Annotated in this window: 22 protein-coding genes; 20 read left to right on the forward strand and 2 right to left on the reverse strand. The window is 38.8% G+C overall.

The genetic code is table 11. The annotated features are described in order from the left end of the window. The first annotated feature begins 70 nt into the window (after positions 1–70). The 5 genes from ACYVD3_RS03045 to ACYVD3_RS03065 all read left to right on the forward strand — a co-directional run bounded on the left by ACYVD3_RS03045 (position 71) and on the right by ACYVD3_RS03065 (position 3594). On the forward strand, positions 71–460 hold the full coding sequence (locus ACYVD3_RS03045; protein WP_460641039.1) for a helix-turn-helix domain-containing protein: 390 nt from the start codon (positions 71–73) through the stop codon (positions 458–460). A gap of 7 nt (positions 461–467) precedes the next feature. Continuing rightward, the gene (locus ACYVD3_RS03050) at positions 468–1262 is read left to right on the forward strand and encodes an ImmA/IrrE family metallo-endopeptidase (protein WP_460641040.1); all 795 of its coding nucleotides are present in this window, start codon (positions 468–470) and stop codon (positions 1260–1262) included. Positions 1263–1373: 111 nt separating this feature from the next. After that, entirely contained in the window at positions 1374–1553 is a 180-nt protein-coding gene (locus ACYVD3_RS03055) for a hypothetical protein (RefSeq protein WP_460641041.1), read from the forward strand. A 180-nt stretch (positions 1554–1733) separates the two neighbouring features. Then, complete coding sequence (locus ACYVD3_RS03060) at positions 1734–2753, forward strand: PDDEXK nuclease domain-containing protein (protein WP_460641042.1); 1020 nt, start codon at positions 1734–1736, stop codon at positions 2751–2753. A gap of 139 nt (positions 2754–2892) precedes the next feature. Then, a complete protein-coding gene (locus ACYVD3_RS03065) occupies positions 2893–3594 on the forward strand; it encodes a phage tail tape measure protein (RefSeq protein ID WP_460641043.1) in 702 nt (233 codons plus the stop codon). On the opposite strand, the gene tnpA is transcribed toward ACYVD3_RS03065, so the two are convergent. After that, a complete protein-coding gene (tnpA, locus tag ACYVD3_RS03070) occupies positions 3566–3853 on the reverse strand; it encodes an IS66 family insertion sequence element accessory protein TnpA (RefSeq protein WP_460641044.1) in 288 nt (95 codons plus the stop codon). The two genes, ACYVD3_RS03065 and tnpA, sit on opposite strands and share 29 nt — an antisense overlap. 365 nt (positions 3854–4218) lie before the next feature. Between tnpA and ACYVD3_RS03075 the strand changes: the two genes are divergently transcribed. From ACYVD3_RS03075 to ACYVD3_RS03140, 14 genes are all read left to right on the forward strand, one after another. Continuing rightward, on the forward strand, positions 4219–5448 hold the full coding sequence (locus ACYVD3_RS03075; protein ID WP_460641045.1) for an efflux RND transporter periplasmic adaptor subunit: 1230 nt from the start codon (positions 4219–4221) through the stop codon (positions 5446–5448). Next, positions 5445–6161 (forward strand): ABC transporter ATP-binding protein, encoded by a 717-nt coding sequence (locus ACYVD3_RS03080; protein ID WP_460641046.1) that lies wholly within the window; start codon positions 5445–5447, stop codon positions 6159–6161. The genes ACYVD3_RS03075 and ACYVD3_RS03080 overlap by 4 nt, the downstream gene beginning before the upstream one ends. A 4-nt stretch (positions 6162–6165) precedes the next feature. Beyond that, positions 6166–7419 carry an ABC transporter permease gene (locus tag ACYVD3_RS03085; RefSeq protein ID WP_460641047.1) on the forward strand — a complete coding sequence of 418 codons (1254 nt, stop codon included), beginning with the start codon at positions 6166–6168 and terminating at the stop codon, positions 7417–7419. A gap of 154 nt (positions 7420–7573) precedes the next feature. After that, positions 7574–8245 carry a response regulator transcription factor gene (locus ACYVD3_RS03090; protein ID WP_460641048.1) on the forward strand — a complete coding sequence of 224 codons (672 nt, stop codon included), beginning with the start codon at positions 7574–7576 and terminating at the stop codon, positions 8243–8245. Further along, positions 8242–9291, forward strand: coding sequence for a HAMP domain-containing sensor histidine kinase (locus ACYVD3_RS03095; RefSeq protein WP_460641049.1), 1050 nt, complete (start codon positions 8242–8244; stop codon positions 9289–9291). The genes ACYVD3_RS03090 and ACYVD3_RS03095 overlap by 4 nt, the downstream gene beginning before the upstream one ends. Before the next feature lie 948 nt (positions 9292–10239). Beyond that, complete coding sequence (locus ACYVD3_RS03100) at positions 10240–10419, forward strand: GNAT family N-acetyltransferase (RefSeq protein WP_460641050.1); 180 nt, start codon at positions 10240–10242, stop codon at positions 10417–10419. Positions 10420–11247: 828 nt separating this feature from the next. After that, positions 11248–12252, forward strand: a complete 1005-nt coding sequence (locus ACYVD3_RS03105; protein ID WP_460641051.1) for a LacI family DNA-binding transcriptional regulator — start codon at positions 11248–11250, stop codon at positions 12250–12252. After that, positions 12242–13081, forward strand: a complete 840-nt coding sequence (locus tag ACYVD3_RS03110; RefSeq protein ID WP_460641052.1) for a carbohydrate ABC transporter permease — start codon at positions 12242–12244, stop codon at positions 13079–13081. Before ACYVD3_RS03105 ends, ACYVD3_RS03110 begins: the two co-directional genes overlap by 11 nt. 119 nt (positions 13082–13200) lie before the next feature. After that, positions 13201–14526 (forward strand): ABC transporter substrate-binding protein, encoded by a 1326-nt coding sequence (locus ACYVD3_RS03115; protein ID WP_460641053.1) that lies wholly within the window; start codon positions 13201–13203, stop codon positions 14524–14526. Positions 14527–14591: 65 nt separating this feature from the next. Beyond that, positions 14592–15464, forward strand: coding sequence for a carbohydrate ABC transporter permease (locus ACYVD3_RS03120; protein WP_460641054.1), 873 nt, complete (start codon positions 14592–14594; stop codon positions 15462–15464). Positions 15465–15486: 22 nt separating this feature from the next. Continuing rightward, positions 15487–16854: a family 4 glycosyl hydrolase gene (locus ACYVD3_RS03125; RefSeq protein WP_460641055.1), complete on the forward strand. Its 1368-nt coding sequence runs from the start codon at positions 15487–15489 to the stop codon at positions 16852–16854. 1 nt (position 16855) lies between these two features. Further along, a complete protein-coding gene (locus ACYVD3_RS03130; protein WP_460641056.1) occupies positions 16856–17767 on the forward strand; it encodes a carbohydrate kinase family protein in 912 nt (303 codons plus the stop codon). A gap of 121 nt (positions 17768–17888) precedes the next feature. Beyond that, positions 17889–18080: a group II intron maturase-specific domain-containing protein gene (locus tag ACYVD3_RS03135; protein WP_460641372.1), complete on the forward strand. Its 192-nt coding sequence runs from the start codon at positions 17889–17891 to the stop codon at positions 18078–18080. Positions 18081–18093: 13 nt separating this feature from the next. Then, positions 18094–18567 (forward strand): metallophosphoesterase family protein, encoded by a 474-nt coding sequence (locus ACYVD3_RS03140; RefSeq protein ID WP_460641057.1) that lies wholly within the window; start codon positions 18094–18096, stop codon positions 18565–18567. An 87-nt stretch (positions 18568–18654) separates the two neighbouring features. On the opposite strand, the gene ACYVD3_RS03145 is transcribed toward ACYVD3_RS03140, so the two are convergent. Continuing rightward, positions 18655–19356, reverse strand: coding sequence for a FadR/GntR family transcriptional regulator (locus tag ACYVD3_RS03145; protein ID WP_460641058.1), 702 nt, complete (start codon positions 19354–19356; stop codon positions 18655–18657). Positions 19357–19672: 316 nt separating this feature from the next. On the opposite strand from ACYVD3_RS03145, the gene hypB reads away from it, so the two are divergent. Next, complete coding sequence (gene hypB, locus ACYVD3_RS03150; protein WP_460641059.1) at positions 19673–20341, forward strand: hydrogenase nickel incorporation protein HypB; 669 nt, start codon at positions 19673–19675, stop codon at positions 20339–20341. The last annotated feature ends 41 nt before the right edge of the window (positions 20342–20382 follow it).

The raw sequence follows: 20382 nt of genomic DNA on the forward strand, positions 1-20382 counted from the left end.
AAGTTGACGAATAAATGTTTGGATTCATGATAATGCTTACCATATAAAATTATTTATAGGGAGAAATGTCATGAATACAGACCATAGATTAAAATTTGGAAAATATGTAGAGACGCTCCGAAAGAGCAAAGGAAAATCTCTGCGGGAAACAGCAAAAGCCATAAAAGTATCTCCACAATATTATAGTGAGGTAGAAAAAGGAAGAAGCAGTACCTTTACTGCGGAAAGGCTGAAATCATTAGCTTGTTTTTTACTTTTGGACGATAATGAAACCCATAACCTTTATGACATGGCAGCAGAGTCACGGTCGTCAGGTGATATTGCAACACCGCAGGACTGTGCCGATTATATGCTTTGCAATAGCTATGTAATAGAAGCATTGCGGTTATCAATGGAAACCGGAGCCGGAGAAAAAGAGTGGCAAGTCCTGCTGGATGAATTAAAAGCAAGGAAAGGGTGAAATGGTCATGTATCAGCCTAAGTTAAGAAAAAGAAGAAATGGGGTTCCCATCATGAGCAATGCCGAAATTGACAGCCATGCGGAACAGTTTTTGAAAGACTATAACCCTACTGTATTAAAGAATCCCCAGCCAGTGAACATTGAAGCATTTGCTGAAATATATCTGGATTTAACTGTGGACTACACTTACCTTTCCCATTGCGGACTAATTTTAGGCAGGATGGTATTTCAGGATACCGAAAGAGTTCCTGTTTATCTTCCGAAAGAAAAGTGTGCAGATTATCTGTATGTGGAACGAGGGACTATGATGATTGATAATACTGTATTGGAAAATTGGAAGGAGTACCGGCTCCGGTCTACAATTGGTCATGAATGCGGACATTGGATATTTCATTCCGATTACTATACACATGCCAGCCGTCATAACGGTCAAGATATAAAATCACTACCAGGTATCACAGGCTGTAAAAAAACAGATATTGAAGGAGCCATGGAGCCATCCGGCCGGCGGCAACTGATTTCTGATATAGATTGGCTGGAGCATCAGGCAAAATATTTCAGTGCTGCGATATTAATGCCCAAGACACCATTTATTGATGTTGCCTCAGATTTGTTAGGTAGTGGCCAACTTAACAGAACTGATTTAGCAAATGTACTTGCTGAGACATTTCAGGTATCATCCGTATCCGCTAACATCCGTCTATCGCAGTTGGGTTTTAACAGATGCATTGAGGGTGAGGAAATTATTACTAAAGAGAAATATATAACATATACTAGTGGATTTCAGGCACTCTGTGAGTGATAGAGTGCCAATCTTAAAGGAAGTGTGTCAGATACATAGTTGACAATCAAACATCTTATTTTTTTATGCTTTGTGTCAACTAACCAATTGACAGGAAGGAGTTATTCCAACATGAAACAAAAAATTAATTGTCCCCTATGCCGGAAACGGGCATTCGATATCTGTTCATCAGCCAAAGGGGATATCTGGGTGGAACTGAAATGCCCCCATTGCAGGAATATTATACAGGTCCGTTACCGGAACTGTACTGTCCCGAAAGTGAAAAACAAAGAAGAATTTGTAACTGAATAATAGAAATCTACCGAGCAAAGGGTCCATATGCTGAGAGCAGGAATGATGAGTGTAAATATGCTGTATTGGCTTCACAAGAGGATATGAACAGATTCTGAAATACGTTGATAAAGTGCTCTTTTTTTGCTATACTTGCAACAAGTAACAAGAGGTTAAGCTTGGTTGGTTATGGAGGGTAATGTGGCAAAAAAAATTGAAATCGTAATGAGTGATTACTTCAATGTTCTTGAAAAAGTCAAGGAAAGAATTGTTGAAGCACAATATAAAGTGATGACTACTGCAAATGTAGAAAGAAATATTTTATATTGGAGAATTGGTAAAGTGATTGTTGAATATAGTCAGTGGGGAGTCAGGTTTGTTGAGAATCTCTCGAAAGACTTGATGATGGAGTATCCTAATGCGGAAGGATACTCTGTCCGCAATCTGAATTATATGAAGCAGTTTGCACTTCGAATTCCATCAGAGGAAATTTTGCACCAGGTGGGTGCAAAAATTAGTTGGAAAGCGATTAAGCGGCTGATTGATAAAACTGATAATTTAGAGGAACATTTGTGGTATACCAAACAATGCATTGAACATGGTTGGTCGAGTACGGTATTAGTTCATCAAATTGAAAGCAGCTTATATAAAAGACAGGCATTGGCAGATAAGGCAACCAATTTTAAAGAACGGCTAATGGAACCATTGGGTGAGCAGGCCGAGGAAATCATCAAAGACCCTTATATATTTGATTTTATTCCGGCGGCAAAGAAATTGAAGGAAACAGAATTGGAAAATGCTTTGGTTCAGCAAATTACGAAGCTCCTATTGGAGTTTGGTTCTGGATTTGCCTTTATGGGACAACAATACCCAATCACAGTTGGGAGTAAAGATTTTTTTATTGACCTTTTATTTTATAATGTGAAACTTCATTGCTATTTTGTTGTAGAGTTAAAGACAGTCGAATTTGAGCCGGAATTCGCAGGAAAGCTATCATTTTATTTATCAGCAATTGATGGTGAATTGAGAGCGGAACACGATAATCCAACGATTGGATTGCTTCTTTGCAAGGGAAAAGATAAATTGGTTGCAGAATATGCACTGAAGGATGTAAATAAACCCATGGGTATCAGTGAGTATAAACTCTCCAATAAAATTTCGGATGAGTTAAAAGAAAGTCTGCCAGCAATCGAAGATATTGAAAGCAGAATTAACAAATAGAATTTTGCACCCACCGGGAGCAAAATTACAAAATAAAAAATAAGTTTGGCATCTGTCTTTAATGATAGATGCCTTTTGCATATATTTGGGCCTTTTCAGGCTCTTTTTTTATGTCCCAAATTGAGGAGGGGTATCGTATATGGCCAACCGCATACAGGGGATTACGGTGGAGATCGGCGGAGATACCACCAAACTTACAACGGCATTAAGAAGTGTCAACACTGAAATCCGTAACACCCAGTCACAATTAAAGGATGTAGAAAAACTCCTGAAATTGGATCCTCACAATACCGAACTGATGGCACAGAAGCAGAGACTTTTGAAGGATGCTATCGGAGAAACAAAAGATAAACTGGAAGCGTTAAAAACGGCTCAACAACAGGTACAGCAGCAATTTGAGCGTGGTGAGATTACCAGAGACCAGTATGATGCCCTGCAAAGGGAAATCATTGAGACAGAACAGAATCTAAGGGATTTAGAAAGACAGGCTGCACAGTCAGCAGTCGCATTGCAGAAAATCGGAGCAACCGGAGAGAAGCTGCAATCTGTGGGAGCCTCCATTAAATCCGTGGGTAAAAAATTCCTTCCGGTCACGGCAACGGTGACTGCGCTTGGAACATCGGCAGTGAAATCAGCAATCGATTTTGAATCTGCATTTGCCGGTGTGACTAAAACGGTTAATGGTACAGAGCAGCAATTGGAAAGTATCAGACAGGGGATTCTTAGGCTGTCCCAATCGACGGCCTCATCAGCAAATGATATTGCAGCCGTTGCAGAAGCAGCAGGACAGCTTGGGGTTAAGACAGAAGATATCATGCAGTTTCCAGACGGATTGCAATAGAATCCGTTTGTTTTTTAGGAAGAACTACTTTTGTTTCTTGTAGTTCGTTGTAGTGAATTGGTACAATTTCTGTTTTCTCTACAACTTTAGGAACAGAGGCAGGAATCATAGAGGCTTTCTTCCTCAGCCGCTTTATATTGTAATAAAAAGAGCTGGTAGGTATACCATTCTGGTTGCACCAGGCGTAATCAGATAAGCCGCTGACGCGGCACTGCTGTATGCAGTCCATCCAGTATTCATCTTTTTGAGCTTTTGTCATATTTTAAGATCCTCCAAGAAAATATGGAGTAAAATGATACAAAAGTTTGAAGTAAAATAGCAGTGAAATGCTACAACCTTTGTTGTCCAAGAACAGAACTTAGAGTGAATTACTCCAACTGTCCTAATTTTACAGCAAAAAAATCAATTAGCACGACGGTAGATTATGTTGCGCTTACTCCTTGTTGATGTGCTTAGAATGAATCAAGTTCGTCGGGAAACTCCGCTTGCAGCCATGTACACACATTTACATAACCAGTTATCGCTTTAACATTACTTTAACAGTCGTTTAATAGTTGCCATATATTTGCACATTATAATGGGTTCCATAAGATAGTAGAAAAATTAAAAAATGGAGTGAGTAGAATGAACAAGAAAAAGGTACATATCATTGCAGGAATTGCAAGCGTTGTTGTGATAGTGGCCATTGTGGCCATATTCTTTTTGTCAAGGGGAGATAAAGCTGTTACCATGGATTACACGGAGCTTTATAAAACCGATTTAATCAATAGTATTAGTGCTAAAGGCATTGTGGAAAGCCAAGAAAAAAGAAAGGTATATTCCACTGCAACTGCAATAATAAAAACTGTTTATATAAAGGTTGGCGACAAAGTATCTGCAGGGGATCTTCTATGTCAGCTTGACACAGAAGATCTGGGACTGAGCCTCGAACAGCAAAAAGTAGAATTTACCGCCGCACAGCAAAGTGGAATCAAAGGGCAGCAGGACAACCAAAGCAATATCAACAGTGCTAAACTGGATTTGGACACAAAGTCTACGGACTATAACAATACCAAGGTCCTGTATGAAGCCGGGGATATGTCCAAAAGTGAACTGGATCAGGCGAAAACGGCTTATATGCAAGTTCAGAATAAATACCAGGATGCACTGAGAGCATTGGAGGAGGCGAAAACAGCTGCTGGCAAAGAGTTGGAGCAAAAAGCCATTGATATTCAAAAGCTGGAGAAGCAGATTGAGGATGCTTCCATCATAGCCCCCATCTCTGGCACCATAACAGCCGTCTACGCTGTGGAAGGGGCATCAGGTTCTGGATTGTTGTTTGTCATTGAAGATACGGATCAATTGGAAATTTCCACACAATTCAGAGAATACGATATTGGGAGAGTGGCTCCTGGGATTAATGTTGACATCAAAACAGATTATACGGGAGATAGTGAGTATAGAGGCATCATTGCAGAAATCAATCCCACCGCTGTGAAAAACACAAGTGGCGATACTCTCGTCTCTTCGGATGTGGAATTTTTCGCTAAAGTGGCAGTCACGAGCGAAACCTCAGATCTGAGAATCGGTGCAAACGCTGATTTGAGCGTAATTACGGATAAAAAAGAGAATGTATATTGCGTGTCGTACGATGCTCTCACAACTGCGGAAAATGGGGAGACTGTAATTTATGCGGCCCAGGAGAAAGATGGTAAATATCTGGCTCATGCAATAACCGTAAGCACAGGAATGGAAACGGACTTTTATGTTGAAATTACAGGTGATGAGTTAGTGGATGGTATGAAGATACTGAAAGAAGCCTCCGTCATACAAAATGGCATGACAATCAAATTGGGACAGGAGGAACAGATATGAACAGCAGTCAATACGTTATTGAAATGAAAGGCATTGAGAAAAGCTTTTACATTGGTACGCCAAACGAGCTTCGGATATTGAACGGTATTAATATCACCGTAGGCAAAGGAGAATTTGTATCGATCGTTGGGCAATCCGGTTCCGGAAAATCCACTTTAATGAACATAATAGGAGCGCTTGACCGACCTACGGTTGGAACATATTATCTGGATAATGAAGATACGAGTACTATGACCAATAATATCCTTTCCGATATTCGTAACGCAAAAATAGGGTTTGTATTTCAGACATTTAATCTCATTCCAAGAAGCTCGGCGCTTCGGAACGTCGAATTACCCATGTTGTACGCCGGCTTCCCTGCTTTAGAAAGAACCAGGCGGGCCAAGGAGCTTTTAGAACTCGTAGGAATGGGTGAACGTTTATATCATCAGCCAAACGAACTCTCTGGCGGACAGAAACAAAGAGTGGCAATTGCCAGAGCCATGGCAAACGACCCAGCCATTATTCTGGCTGATGAACCAACCGGCGCACTGGACTCTCAAACAGGCCGTACTGTAATGGACTTGTTTCATAAACTCCACAAGCTGGAAGGCAAAACGATTGTTTTGATTACCCACAACGATGAGCTTGCAGAAGAAACAGACAGGGTGCTGACCATCATTGACGGAAAAATTGTGGCCGAAAGAATCCCAAGTAAGTCGAAGGGAGCGTGATTTTATGTATTTAAAGGAAAATATACAACTGGCTCTTGAAGGACTTAAAGCTAATAAAATGCGAGCGCTCCTTACCATGTTGGGCATAATCATCGGCATAAGCTCGGTTATCGCAATTATGACGGTGGGTGATGCTCTGACAGCGTTTGTTTCAGACTCCATGCAGGGGATGGGAGCAAACAACATAACTGTGCGGCTTCAAAACAAGGATTCCGACTCAAGCAATACAACCTTTTCTGAATCTGATTTAATCAGCGATGAAATGCTGGAAAAATACACAAAGATCTATGCAAATCAAGTTCAGGCCATCAGCTTATCCAAGCCTGGAGGTTCTGGAAAAGCACAGAAAGGCCGGAAGTATGCCAATGTTTCTTTGCAGGGTGTCAATGACGGATACAGCCAGGCCAACAACCTGGAAATGATATCCGGGCGTTTTATCAGAGAATCGGATGTTAAATCCAACCGATATACAGCTGTGGTTTCAGATAAGCTAGTAGGAAATATGCTTGATAAAGGTTCAAATCCGATTGGCAAAGAAATCAGAGTATCTTTCGGTAATAATTTTCAGGTCTTTACAATTATAGGCGTTTACAAATATGAAGAATCCGCTTTCATGGCTATGGGAGGCGATGTATCTGAGCAAGACATCAGGACCAACTTGTATATCCCGCTTTCCACCTGCTCGGTGCTAACTGCATCCGGCCAGGGCTATCAAAGCCTGACCGTTATGGCTAAAACAGGCGTTGATACGGAAAAAATGTCAAAACAAACGGAGGATTTCTTCAATATTTACTATGCGAATAACCCTTTTTATGAAGTCAGCGCCAGAAGCATGGAAAGTGTAATGTCATCCGCTACCTCCATTATGAACGTCCTTTCTTTGGCGGTAGCGGTCATAGCCGCTATTTCCCTGGTTGTTGGCGGTGTTGGCGTAATGAATATCATGCTGGTATCCGTAACGGAAAGAACTAGGGAGATCGGAACCAGGAAAGCATTGGGAGCCAGAAGCTCTGCCATACGGATACAATTTATTGTGGAGGCCATTATTATCTGCTGTTTAGGGGGCTTTCTCGGAATTGCTATCGGATTGGGTCTGGGTTATTTAGGTTCCGTTATTCTTGGATTCCCCACATTTCCTTCTCCTTTGATTATCATTGTAGCTTTTATGTTTTCGGCATTGATTGGCGTGTTTTTTGGATATTATCCCGCTAACAAAGCATCTTCGCTTGATCCTATTGAGGCATTGCGCTATGAGTAAATAAAACATCAATACTCGAATTATTGATAAAGCAGGGCCAACGTAGTATAATACCATCGTCTACAAAAATTGCTGTGGACTTTAACACAACTTTAACAATGGTGACTTATAATAAAAACACTATGCCTTAATGGTCGAATCAGGAGTTGATACTATGATAAATATACTGGTTGTTGAAGATGATTTAAAACTGAATCAAATAGTCTGTTCGTATTTGAACAAAAACAATTACCATACCGTTGGCTGTAAAAATCCTACTGAAGCCTATGATCTGCTTTACACTTCAAGGTTTGATATGATTATCTCCGACATAATGATGCCGGGAATTGACGGGTTTGAATTTGCCCAAACAATACGCGATCAAAATAGGATAATTCCTATATTGTTTATGACTTCGCTGGATGATATCTCTTCAAAGCAAAAAGGGTTTCGTATAGGAATTGACGATTATATGGTTAAGCCAATTGATATGGATGAGATTGTCTTGCGTGTTGGTGCGATTTTGCGCCGGGCGAATATCGCCAATGAGAGAAAGGTAACAGTAGGAAGCCTTGTTATGAACGAAGATGAGATGTCTGCAACATTGAGTGGTGAAGAAATACCTCTGTCCGTCAGGGAGTTTAATATTCTCTACAAGATGCTGTCATATCCGAAAAAGACCTTTACCCGCAGCCAGCTCATTGATGAGTTTTGGGGACTGGAAAGTGAATCCGGGTTACGGACAGTAGATGTCTACATTACAAAACTGCGTGAAAAATTTTCCGGTTGCAAGGATTTTGAAATCGTGACCCTCCGTGGTTTTGGATACAAGGTGGTGATCAAATGAAGAAGGAAGACAAACGTATCAATGTCGGATTCTTCTCAGCAAAGCAGTTTTTTCTTCTTCTTTTTATTGTAATGAGCATAAACGCAAGCTATAATACTGTCTATTCCATGCACAGAAGTAATATTGAAGATGCCGCTATTGGTTATATGCTGCTTGGAAACGTGCTGTTTTCAACCGTTATTGTTGCTGCATTGCTCAGTTTTGCAAGAAGATCTATGTATGGCAGACCGATGCGGAAGATAGCCGAAGCAGCAAGGCAGGTAGCTGGCGGCGATTTTACTATCAGGTTGCGGCCGTTTCGGAAAGATGGGAAAAAGGATGAGATTGAAGTTCTTGTGGAAGATTTCAATACGATGACGGAGGAACTTGCCACGATTGAAACCCTAAAAACGGATTTTATTGCCAATGTGTCCCACGAAATTAAATCGCCTCTGTCCGTGATTCAAAGCTATGCCACAGCTATGCAGGATGATTCCCTATCACCGGAGGAACGGCACGATTACAGTAAGACCATTGTCGAGGCGTCAAAGAGGTTGTCAGATTTAATCACCAATATCCTGAAGCTGAATAAATTAGAAAACCAGGAGATCTTTCCTGCGTCTGAACCGTATTCGCTTGATGAACAGCTTCGTGAATGCGCTTTATCATATGAAGAACTTTGGAGTAAGAAAAATATTACGCTGATAGGTGATGATATTAACGAGGTTACGGTGTGTTATGATAGATCCCTGCTTGAGCTTGTCTGGAATAATCTGATCTCCAATGCCATTAAATTCACCAACGAAGGCGGGCAAATCGCCATTTCACTTAAGGACGAGGATGGTTTCGCGGTGGTGATAATCAGCGATACCGGCTGCGGTATGGACGAGGAAACAGCGGCTCATGTCTTTGATAAGTTCTATCAGGGGGACCGTTCGCACTCCACCGAAGGAAATGGATTGGGATTGGCGCTTGCAAAAAAGGTAGTGGATATTTTCGGAGGCAGTATATCTGTAAAAAGCAAACCAAACGAAGGAACATGCTTTACTGTTAAGGTAGCGGTATAATCATACGGGCGACATGGGAAACAGGGATCCATTGGCATACCGCAGAGTGGGCGATTGAAAAAAGCTCAACGCCCTTGTCATCAACCAGATGGAGCCGCTGACCGAGGATCACAGGGGAGTTTCACTAGAGAAACAGCAGGCAGCGACGCGGTGACTGAGATTCTGCATCAGATTTTTGATGGCAGGGCTATTTCACTGGTATGAGAAAACGGCTATCCCTTATGTTGCTTATAAACCGATGTTTTGGCTCGTGCCAGAGGATTTGACCTTACAATATCCGGTGCCCCACGATTTTATTGAATTCAGGCATTTTAACGGCATGAGTGAGGCAAAAGGGTATTACATCATCGGAGGCTACTACGACGCTGTAGCACAACATGATATCCGAGGGTATTAAAGAATATAGTAAGGCAATAGACTGCCGATTACTTCTATATGTGTTGAAATGTAGTATTCCAAGCTATTGTCAGACATCCCGTCCGTGGATATTGGTGTTACAATGGACTGCAATGTGCAGTGTCCATTTCTGCCTTGCAAGCATAATGCTATTGTATATATGCTTAGATTTTCTGCAAACAAGTATAATTAGATAGTTGGTGTTTATCGTCTGAAAGCAAAAAGGCCGAAGGACAGGTCATTGGCACTGTATATTTTAATAATAAATATACAGTAATATATTTTTCTTTCTTGTTTAGATATAATTATAGAAACAGAAATTTGTAGGAAGGATAAGAATGTTAATTAGAATCGCAGATATAAATGATATACAACAGTTAAGAGTCTTATATGAGGAATTAGAACAAGATAGTGTTAAGTATCAACCTGAAGATTTTGTTATTGGATAGAGAGATGATACTTTTTTAACTAATATATTTGATAAGGAAAAGCAAGACATAATAGTAGCTGATGATGACGGTAAAATAGTAGGTTTTTCACATGTTCTGATTTATGAAACTTGAGCGGAAGTCTGTTAGTTGCCTAAAACTTCAATTATTAGTTTATATTCAGGATTTAGATGTTGCCATTAATGAACGCAATAGAGGTATTGGAACACTTCTCATGAATGCAAGTAAAAGATATGGAAAAAAAAGAGGCGTTGATTTTATAAGAACTCAGGTATTTCCATAGAATATTGACGGAATAAGATTTTATGAAAGAAATGGATTTTGTGAAATAATGAAGACGATAGAATGTCAATTTTAATATGAGAGGTTAACCTTTTATCAAAATCAGTATTGTCGTTGTAACCGGAAATACTGATTTTAAATAATATTAAGAAACCAACTGATAAACTGGAGAATCGGAGTGCAAAAATGCACTTTTGTTCTCCGGTTTTTTGTTTTATGAAAAGGGGGAAATTATGGTGATGAATGATAAAAAACAAGAAATTGACCTCTTATGATTCAAATACCCTCGTTCAGAGGAATTAGGCATGACAGTTCTAAAAGAAAGCGATAGTAAAGGGAAGTAATTGTGCAAGTAAGCGGAACATAAAAACCAATCAGGTAAATTTGATCAAGGAGGCAGAGATACTCATTCAACAGCACAGAAAAAACAATGATGTGCTCTTTCATGAAATGATCTTGTAGAGATCTGATGCTGATTCAGATATTTTTCCCGTTTTGTATTTGGAGGATTATTATGAGCTCTGTCAAAAAGGTATAGATGAGCAGAGTGAATATATTGGAACAATCCGCTCTCTCAGCCTCCCTAGCTTCATTAATAATAAAGTGTATGCCGTTGTGGCCCCTCTTTTGAATATTTTATATCAAAAAATCTATGAAACAAATGAAACAATCATGAAACAGATGTAAAACTTATAACTATATTGACAAAGATATTTTATTACATTATGATAAAATTATTAATTATGATATAAATTTTAGATTAAAGATGAAAAATATAGTAATTATATACAATTATTGTTTCTGAAACAAATTGAAAGAGGTGAAAGTATTGCCATTTACAATTAGAGATATTGCAAAAGTTGCATGTGTTTCTCCGGCTACTGTTTCAAGATATTTTTCCGGCAGTGGTGTTGTGAGTAAAGATGCGGCCAGAAAGATTGAAAATGCTTCGAAAGAGTTAGGGTATACACCAAGATTTAAGAAGTGCAAAAATAATGGCGTTATAGCAGTTTTGATTCCTAATTTACAACTGGGATTTTATGGAGAAGTGTTAAAGGAATTGATAGAAGAGATTCCAAAATATAATTACAGAATTGTATTTATACCAACCATACCGGACAGTGAACATTATAAGATATTCTTTAAGGAAATGAACATTGTAGGCGTGATATATTTTGATGAATTCATTGACCGGGATATTATTAACTACATCTCTTCCAAGAAAATTAAAACTGTGATGTTTGCCGGAGGATCTTTTGATAGCAGGTCAGAAATGGTGCATATCAATGATATTGCAGCCGCTTATGAAGGAACTAAATATTTAATTAGTCTGGGGCATGAAAAGATAATAATTCTATCAGACTTTTTGAAAAATATCGGATCTTCTTTTCAGCGGTTTACTGGTTGTAAACGTGCACTTGATGAGATAGGAGTTAATTTAAATGAAAATGAAATGTTAGGATGCGGTACTGTTACTTATGAAACTGGTTATCGGTTAACAAAACAATTCTTAGACAAGAAAACAGACTTTACAGCTATTTTTGCTTTTAGTGATGAGATGGCAATGGGAGGAATATCTGCTTTGCATGATTTTGGGCTTAAGGTACCGGAAGATGTATCGGTTTTGGGATTTGATGATATTGCCCTGGCAAGCAGATTCATACCAAGGCTAACCACGATACATCAGCCAATCAAAGAATTTGTTACGAGAACCTTAGAGGCCTTTCAGGATTTAGACAGTGCAAACGATAAAGTAGAGATTACATTGCCATATAAGATTGTAAAGCGTGACACCTGCGCTGTGAATAAGGGAGTAAATATATATGAAAAATAAAAGAATAGGGACATTAGTATCTGATATATTAAGACAGATTTACCTGATATTCTTTGTGTTTATCTCTATTGGACCATTATTATGGATCATAATGTCTTCATTTAAGACGAACAAAGAAATTTTATCATCTGCATTCGCATTACCTTCAAATTTTAGTTTGGCAGGTTATGAAGCAGCACTTAAACTGGCTCCTATCTTTAAGTTTTATAATAACAGTTTATTGATTTCCATGGCCAGTACAATTCTAAATATTCTTGTAGTATCAATGGCAGCCTATATTTTGGCAAGATGCCGGTTTAAAGGGAAAACATTTTTAACATTATTACTTTCCTCCTCGTTATTAATACCTACTTCCTCTTTATTAATGCCAATCTATATTATTATGACAAAGATTGGTCTGTATGATACGAAAACAGGACTGATCATTGTATACGCAGCATTGGGGCTTCCCTCCTCGCTGTTTATTATAAAGAGTTATTTTCAGAGCATACCGGTAGAATTGGAAGAAGCAGCTTATTTAGACGGAGCGGGTTTTGCGAAAACTTATTTTTTAATTGTATTTCCAATTGCTAAATCGGGGTTGGCAACTGCAGCAATACTCCAATTCTTAACTTCATGGAATGAATTCATGTTCGCATTAATTTTAACAAAAAGTACATTGGCAAGAACATTACCATTAGCACTCAATTATTTTACGTCTCAGTTTTCATTTAATTATACGGCAATGTTTGCAGCGTTAGCCATGGTGATCATTCCAAGTATATTAATTTATACTCTGCTGCAGGAACAAGTTACAGATAGTATGGTAGCCGGTTCAATTAAAGGTTAGGCTGAAAAAACACTTTAATTTAGTGATATCGCTGCTTATAAAAGTAAAATCATAAAAGTTAATGGTGCTTTGGCACGAGGGTGTCTCAAATATAATGTATTAATGAAAGGGGATTTATTATGAAAAAAGGTTTTAGGAAAGTAGTAGGGGTACTATTAGCAGGGGTTATGGCTATAGGCATGTTGTCAGGGTGTGGGGCAAAAAACAAAGAAACCGGAAACAAATCTGATACCGGCAATACACAAGTATCGGATGGCGGTAATGAATCTGGTAAGATAATTGAAATTAATTTTCCTACCTCCTGGGTTGGAGTCAGTACAAGTACAGAATGGTTTAATGATCGTTTAAGCGCATTTAATGAACAATATTCGGATAAATATAAGGTTGTAGTAGAAGAGATTGCCGGTGATCAGGCTTATGTGGATAAATTAAAAGTTTTATACTCCTCCAAATCCTTACCGGATGCAATCAGTGCAGGAGGTTACAACCTAATCGATTCTATGAAAGATCAGTTGGTTGACTTGACGCCTTTTGTGGACGATCAATGGAAAAAATCGATCAGTGAAGTATGCTGGGATGTAAATTCAAGAGACGGAAAAATCTATGGTATTCCGTATTCCAGACAGGTGATTGGATATTTCTATAACAAAGATCTTTTTGAAAAAGCAGGAATCAAAGAACCGGCAAAAACCTGGGATGAATTCTTTGAGCAGTGTGACAAATTATTGGCAGCAGGTATTACGCCAGTATCAATGGATACTGCAGATTCAGGCTGGCTGACGTCATTATTGCTGGGTGCTATGATTGCTTCTGATGACGAAGGCGAAACGTTTATGAATACGTCACTTCCTAAAAATTATAATACCCAGGAATTTATAAATGCAGCCGGAATGATTCAAAAATTGTTTCAGAAATATACGACTCAGGATGCAATTGGCGGAAAATATGAGAATGGTGCAAGTAATTTCTTTATGGAACAGACAGCAATTATAGCAAATGGACCTTGGATGGTTAGTGATTTTTATGATACTTCCATGGTAGAAGAAGGTTTTGCGGACAAGATTGGAACAGCAATGTTCCCGGGAAATGTTATGTATAACAGTGGAAAGATTGGTTTTAATATTGCATCTAAATCAGAAGAACAATTAAAAGCTACTCTTGAATTTGTTAAATTTATGACCTCTGCGGACAGCCAGCAAAAAATGTTGAAAATGACAGGAGAAATTCCGGCTGATGTTAATGTAACTTCCGATAACATTTATCCACTTATAAATGATGTTGTAGAAAATAGTAACCAGGCAGCCAGAAATATTAACGATTTTCAAAGTTTATGGTATGCCAACGTGGTTGATGAGATAAGCATTCAATATCCGCTGCTTGCCCAAGGACAAATAACTCCGGAAGAATTTGCAGCCGCTTTAACCAAAACAGCAGAGAAAAATTAATTGACAATATCAACTCTTTCCTCTGCCTTTACCGGCAGGGGAAAGAAGAATAGAGGTGACGGAAATTGCGAGTTAAAAAAAGAATGATGGTATGTTTCTTATTACCTTGTATCCTGCTGTTTGTTTTAATTTATCTAATACCAATGGGAATTGTATTTGTAACCTCATTCTTTGAGTGGAAATCAGGTGGAGTTTTTCATTTTGTTGGTCTTCATAACTATATTGAGGCCTTTGTAAATGATACAAGAATGCATCAGGCATTAAAAAATACTGGAATATGGGCTTTGCTCCAATCAATGATCCACGTAGGAATAGGTACCATTACTGCATTAATACTATCCCGTAAAAGAAAAGGCTGGAAGATCCTTAGAACTATATTCATGATACCCAATGTTATATCAGCAGCAGCCTTAGGCGTTATCTTTTTAAATGTATTTAACCCCAAATATGGACTGCTTAATTCCATAATCAGTACTTTAACCGGTAATGAGTTTTCTAAAAACTGGTATTTTGATCAGAACTCAGCTTTTCTTACCGTGACCTGGAGCTGGTTGTTATATGCAGGTCTGGTTATGATACTTGTTCTGGCAGGTGTCATGTCTGTTCCTGATGAAGTAATGGAGGCGGCGAGAATAGATGGGGCCTCCGGTTTACAAATTGATTTTAAAATAAGGCTGCCACTGGTACGGACAATTCTTGGAACTTGTGTCATTATATCAGCAACCAGTATGTTAAGAGAATTTGAATTAATTTATCTGACTACCAACGGCGGACCTGGCGATACTACCCTTAACCTGCCTTTATATCTATATAAAACCTCTTTGACAGACAATAATTATGGATATGCCAATATGATGGGGGTTTTATTGATTATCTTAGGAATCTTTGCTGTTTTTGCAATTAATAAATTGTTCCGTATGAATGAGTCTGATTATTAATAAAAAGGATAGGAGAATAGGGATGAAGGTTACAGTAATAGGTGGTGGAGGAGTTCGCTCAATGTTTCTTGCAAAGAGCTTGTCCCAAAATGCGAAAAGATTAGGAATCACGGATCTTGTATTCATGGATAATAATGAAAAAAAGTTAAATATTTATGGAAAAATGGCAAGAGAAGTTGCAAAAAGAATTGATCCTTCTCTTATATTTGCTCTCACAACTGATCCTGTTGAAGCAGTCACAGATGCCGACTATGTCATTACTACCATACGTGTTGGAGAAGATGACATGAGAGTTAAAGATGAAAGAATAGCCCTTTCCTATGATTTGTTAGGGCAGGAGACAACAGGTGCTGCAGGCTTCTCATTTGCAATGCGTTCCGTTCCTGCTTTAGTAAAATACTGTGAGCTAATAAAGGAACATGCAAAAAAAGAAGTAAAAGTATTTAATTTTACTAATCCTGCGGGAGTAGTCTCCCAGACTTTAAGAGATATGGGATTTGATTTTACTTATGGAATCTGTGATGCACCCAGCGGTTTGCTGCATTCCTTTGCTAAACTGTACGGTGTCAGTCAGGATGAAATAACAGGAGAATGTTATGGACTTAATCATCTTTCCTTCTTTAAGAGCATTCAGTTAAATGGCAAAGAGATTATGGCAGATTTGCTGGCAGATGACCGTGTTTATGAGTCTACTGATATGCGGTTTTTTGATAAAGAATTAGCGTTGCATTTGGGTTGTATTTTAAATGAATATTTATATTACTTTTATTATCGTGAGGAAGCCATATCCAATATTCTTGCAGCAAAAGTAACCAGAGGTGAAGTGATTAGAGACATTAATCTGCATATGACAGAGGAATTATCTAAGATGGATATAGAAGGTGACTTTGATCATTGTTTAAAAGTATATGAACAATGGTATGACAAAAGAGAGAGCGCTTATATGGCTAATGAAACGGGGATAAAAAGCCATAAACCTCCTTTTAAGTTTGATATTAATGAGAAAGATAGCGGTGGCTATGCTGGAGTCGCTTTAAAATATATTGAAGCAGAATTATCTGGAGAGCCAAAAGATATGATTCTTTGCGTTCCCAACAATGGGGCTATTGAAGGGTTAAAGGATACGGATGTGGTTGAAATCAGTTGCACCATTACCAGAGATGGTTATATTCCTCACAAGATTGAAGAACCGGGTGAACTTCAAATGGAGCTGATAAGAAGAGTAAAGGCTTATGAAAGACTGGCTTCTTCAGCCATTGGAAACCGGGATAAAAAGGAAGCAGTGGATTGTCTCATGCTGCATCCGCTGGTGAATTCTTATTCCCTGGCTAAGGCCTTAATGGAACAATACCTAAGTATCAATGCAGAATATATTAAGGGGTGGAAGTAGGATGGAGTACGTATCAGGAGTGGGAATGATTAATGTGGATATCCTTTATTCAGGAATTGAGAGAATTCCCAATGAAGGGGAAGAAATATATTCCAAGGAATTTGATGTTCAGTTAGGTGGGGGAATTCCGGCAACTATGATTAACCTGGCGCGCCTTGGAATTCCTACTGAGCTATGTACTTTCTTAGGAGATGATATGTTTTCCAATTATGCAAAAGCCCAGTTAGAACACTATAATACATCGTATCACAATATTTACAATGGAAACGGTATGCCCCTGGCCATAACCTCTATAGTCACAACACAAAGGGATCGTACCTTTATTTCTTACCGTAATCACTTCACACTTAATGAAGAAGATCAGGATAAGATATACAATAAACTAAAAGGTGCAAAAATAGCAGATATGCAGATAGGGTTTCTAGAAGTTTATAAGCGGTTAAAAGAGGATGGAACAATACTGGTTTTTGATGTGGGCTGGGAAGACGGAATGTCTTTAGAAAAATATTCAGAGTATCTTAAACTTGCAGATTATTTTACGCCAAATCAAAAAGAAGCGTTAGAGATTACGGGAACAAAGAATTTGCAGGATGCTGCGGATAAACTGAAAAAATATTTTGATCAGGTTATTATAAAGCTTGATAAGAACGGTTGTATGCTTGTAGAAGGTGATACTACACATATCATTCCGCCCTTAGAGAATATTAAAGCAGTAGATGCTACAGGAGCAGGAGATGCATTTTTAAGCGGTTTTATTTATGGTTTATATCATGACCATAACATTAAAGATGCCATATTGTTTGGTAACATTACCGGCGGATTATGTGTAGAAGGGATTGGGTGTTTAACACGTTATGTAAATGAGAAGGAATTATTGGAGATAGCAGAAAAACATAGTAAAAAAATCAGGTGAAGCAAATCATTAGAAAAACGGATTAAAATAACTGGATAGGAAGGTGGCCCTTGTAATTAGGAAACATGAATCATCTATTACAGGGAGGTCTCCTACAAATGAAGGATAATAGTCCTATATGATGCCGAGCTCTAAATCCTTGGGCAAGGTGAAGGATACAATTAGGGAAGTGACTTGCAGAACGTCAGCATATGAAAGCCAGGATAGTAAAATACAACGCTTAAATCCGTTTATTAGGGGATGGCGCAATTACTTCGGGCATGGAAACGGTATACTGCGCCATTGCTTGACCTGCCCAAGAGTAGATTTTTAAGAAAGAGGAACTCATGAAACAGATTGCAATCTTATCCGATACTCATGGTCTGCTGCGAGAGCGCGTTATGGCTGAACTTGCTGAAGCTGATTGCTCCATTCATGCTGGTGATATCAACACACCACACATTATCGAGTCCATACGACAGCTTGGAGAGACCTATGTGGTACGTGGCAACAATGATAAAGAATGGGCAGAAGCCCTGCCTAAAAGTATTACCGTTACAATTGAAGGTGTGAGATTCTTCATCGTTCATAACAAGAAAGATGTCCCCAAATACTTAACAAATGTGGACGTGGTGGTCTATGGTCACTCCCACAAATATTCTGCTGAAATTATTAAGGGGGTACTGTTTCTCAATCCCGGTAGCTGCGGTAAACGGCGTTTTGATTTGGAAATCACAATGTGCCGTATGACTGTGGATGCAGGGCACTACCAGTACGAAAAAGTGGTGATTCCCTATGATATCTCAAAAGGGCGATTATAATACTTTTACTCTAGAGAGTAATGCCATTTTCACACGATAGAGAGTTTTTGTATCATTCTGCACCGAACCCTTTTGTTTTATCATCACTTAATATATCTGATGCCCACCTTCCAAGGCCTCATCCAGTTGTTTATCAGTACATCTTCTTGCCGCCTCTGCATCACGATCTTTGATGCATTTATATAAACAAAGTACGCTGTCGTACAGTGCCTCTTTCCCGTAACGCATACAAAAACGCTTCCAAAGCTGTGTTACAACAGGTTTAAAAGATATGTAAATTAAAGGTATAATACTGTTTCCGCTGATAACGGAAAGTTTGTGATGAAAAGAAAAGGTGGCTGAGACCGTTTCCTCAATCGATTTTGCATCTGCAACTTCCTCTAATAATCCTTCCAATCCAAGAATATCCTCATTCGAGGAATTCTTTATAATCGAATCCGTTGCAAGATGTTCCAATGCCCGGCGTACTTCAAGTATTGAGTAAATTTCTGCTTGTCCAAGGGTATCTCCGTGATATTCCATAATGGCATTTAAGGTATTGATATTTCCGTTCTTGCCGTAATCTGCTACAAACACCCCCTGCCTTGGATGCACTTCTAAAAAACCCTGTTTTTCAAGTTCTGCAAACCCACTGTTAACCACTGCACGGCTAACCTGCATCTGCCTGGCAATCTCCCTTTCAGCAGGTAATTTGCTTCCAACCGGGATATGCCCTGATAAAATCATGTCACGAATCTGACAAATAAACATTTCTTTTAAGCTCAAAGCGCTAAGTTTCTGAAATTCCATGTTTTCTCCCCCTTGTTCTGGCTCTGGTCATACCAGAAATCAACACTATTTTATCATACATTCTTACAAAAATTCAACAAATAAATATGTAATAATGACGATTATTTTTTACATTATTGCTAGTTTTCATAGAATATTTTATAATAATATTGTTAAAAAATAAACCAGGCAATTCATCTGGCTGAACCAGAACACTTATGGAAAATATTCCTGCATCTTGAAGGTTGAAAGACCTTCGAAGAAAAGGAGAATGCCAAAAAGTGATTTTAAGGCAACAGATGACAGAAAAGAGAATGGAAAGAAAGGAGCGTGACACATGGAAGATTTTAAAGTTCTTGAGATAAAAACAAGTGTCTTTGCTGACAACAACATACAAGCTGGAAAGCTTCGTGAAGAATTAAAGGATAAGAAGGTCTTTCTTCTTAATCTGATGTCCAGTCCCGGTGCCGGTAAGACCACTACCCTGACCCGTACGATTCATGCCCTAAAGAACGACTTTACTATTGGTGTTATGGAAGCGGATATTGATTCTGACGTGGATGCCCGTACCATTCAGCAAACTGGTGCAAAGGCTATCCAGCTTCATACCGGCGGTATGTGCCATCTGGATGCGGAAATGACCCGCCAGGGATTAGAGGGTCTTGATACAGACGGTCTTGACCTTGTAATATTAGAAAATGTGGGCAACCTGGTCTGTCCTGCAGAATTTGACACCGGCGCAGTAAAAAATGCTATGATTCTCTCCGTACCGGAAGGAGACGACAAGCCTCTTAAATATCCGCTGATGTTCTCTATTTGCGATGTGGTACTGATCAACAAGATGGATGTAATGCCGTATTTTAATTTTGATATGGAAAAATGCAAAGCGAATATTCGTCTTCGTAATCCCAACGCTATTATCATTCCCATCAGTGCTCTAAAAGATGAAGGTATAAAGGAATGGACCGACTGGTTAAGCAATGCAGTAAAATCTTGGTGTGAATAACAAACGTATAACTGTCATAAAAAGGTATTCATAAACTTCAA

It is taken from the genome of Lacrimispora brassicae (assembly GCF_054772055.1).

Excerpts from the sequence above, each read along its gene's own strand:
- ACYVD3_RS03045 (WP_460641039.1), top strand. The coding sequence starts at position 71 with ATGAATACAGACCATAGATTAAAATTTGGAAAATATGTAGAGACGCTC.
- ACYVD3_RS03050 (WP_460641040.1), top strand. The coding sequence starts at position 468 with ATGTATCAGCCTAAGTTAAGAAAAAGAAGAAATGGGGTTCCCATCATG.
- ACYVD3_RS03055 (WP_460641041.1), top strand. The coding sequence starts at position 1,374 with ATGAAACAAAAAATTAATTGTCCCCTATGCCGGAAACGGGCATTCGAT.
- ACYVD3_RS03065 (WP_460641043.1), top strand. The coding sequence starts at position 2,893 with ATGGCCAACCGCATACAGGGGATTACGGTGGAGATCGGCGGAGATACC.
- tnpA (WP_460641044.1), bottom strand. The coding sequence starts at position 3,853 with ATGACAAAAGCTCAAAAAGATGAATACTGGATGGACTGCATACAGCAG.
- ACYVD3_RS03075 (WP_460641045.1), top strand. The coding sequence starts at position 4,219 with ATGAACAAGAAAAAGGTACATATCATTGCAGGAATTGCAAGCGTTGTT.
- ACYVD3_RS03080 (WP_460641046.1), top strand. The coding sequence starts at position 5,445 with ATGAACAGCAGTCAATACGTTATTGAAATGAAAGGCATTGAGAAAAGC.
- ACYVD3_RS03085 (WP_460641047.1), top strand. The coding sequence starts at position 6,166 with ATGTATTTAAAGGAAAATATACAACTGGCTCTTGAAGGACTTAAAGCT.
- ACYVD3_RS03090 (WP_460641048.1), top strand. The coding sequence starts at position 7,574 with ATGATAAATATACTGGTTGTTGAAGATGATTTAAAACTGAATCAAATA.
- ACYVD3_RS03095 (WP_460641049.1), top strand. The coding sequence starts at position 8,242 with ATGAAGAAGGAAGACAAACGTATCAATGTCGGATTCTTCTCAGCAAAG.
- ACYVD3_RS03100 (WP_460641050.1), top strand. The coding sequence starts at position 10,240 with ATGAAACTTGAGCGGAAGTCTGTTAGTTGCCTAAAACTTCAATTATTA.
- ACYVD3_RS03110 (WP_460641052.1), top strand. The coding sequence starts at position 12,242 with ATGAAAAATAAAAGAATAGGGACATTAGTATCTGATATATTAAGACAG.
- ACYVD3_RS03115 (WP_460641053.1), top strand. The coding sequence starts at position 13,201 with ATGAAAAAAGGTTTTAGGAAAGTAGTAGGGGTACTATTAGCAGGGGTT.
- ACYVD3_RS03125 (WP_460641055.1), top strand. The coding sequence starts at position 15,487 with ATGAAGGTTACAGTAATAGGTGGTGGAGGAGTTCGCTCAATGTTTCTT.
- ACYVD3_RS03130 (WP_460641056.1), top strand. The coding sequence starts at position 16,856 with ATGGAGTACGTATCAGGAGTGGGAATGATTAATGTGGATATCCTTTAT.
- ACYVD3_RS03135 (WP_460641372.1), top strand. The coding sequence starts at position 17,889 with ATGCCGAGCTCTAAATCCTTGGGCAAGGTGAAGGATACAATTAGGGAA.
- ACYVD3_RS03140 (WP_460641057.1), top strand. The coding sequence starts at position 18,094 with ATGAAACAGATTGCAATCTTATCCGATACTCATGGTCTGCTGCGAGAG.
- ACYVD3_RS03145 (WP_460641058.1), bottom strand. The coding sequence starts at position 19,356 with ATGGAATTTCAGAAACTTAGCGCTTTGAGCTTAAAAGAAATGTTTATT.
- hypB (WP_460641059.1), top strand. The coding sequence starts at position 19,673 with ATGGAAGATTTTAAAGTTCTTGAGATAAAAACAAGTGTCTTTGCTGAC.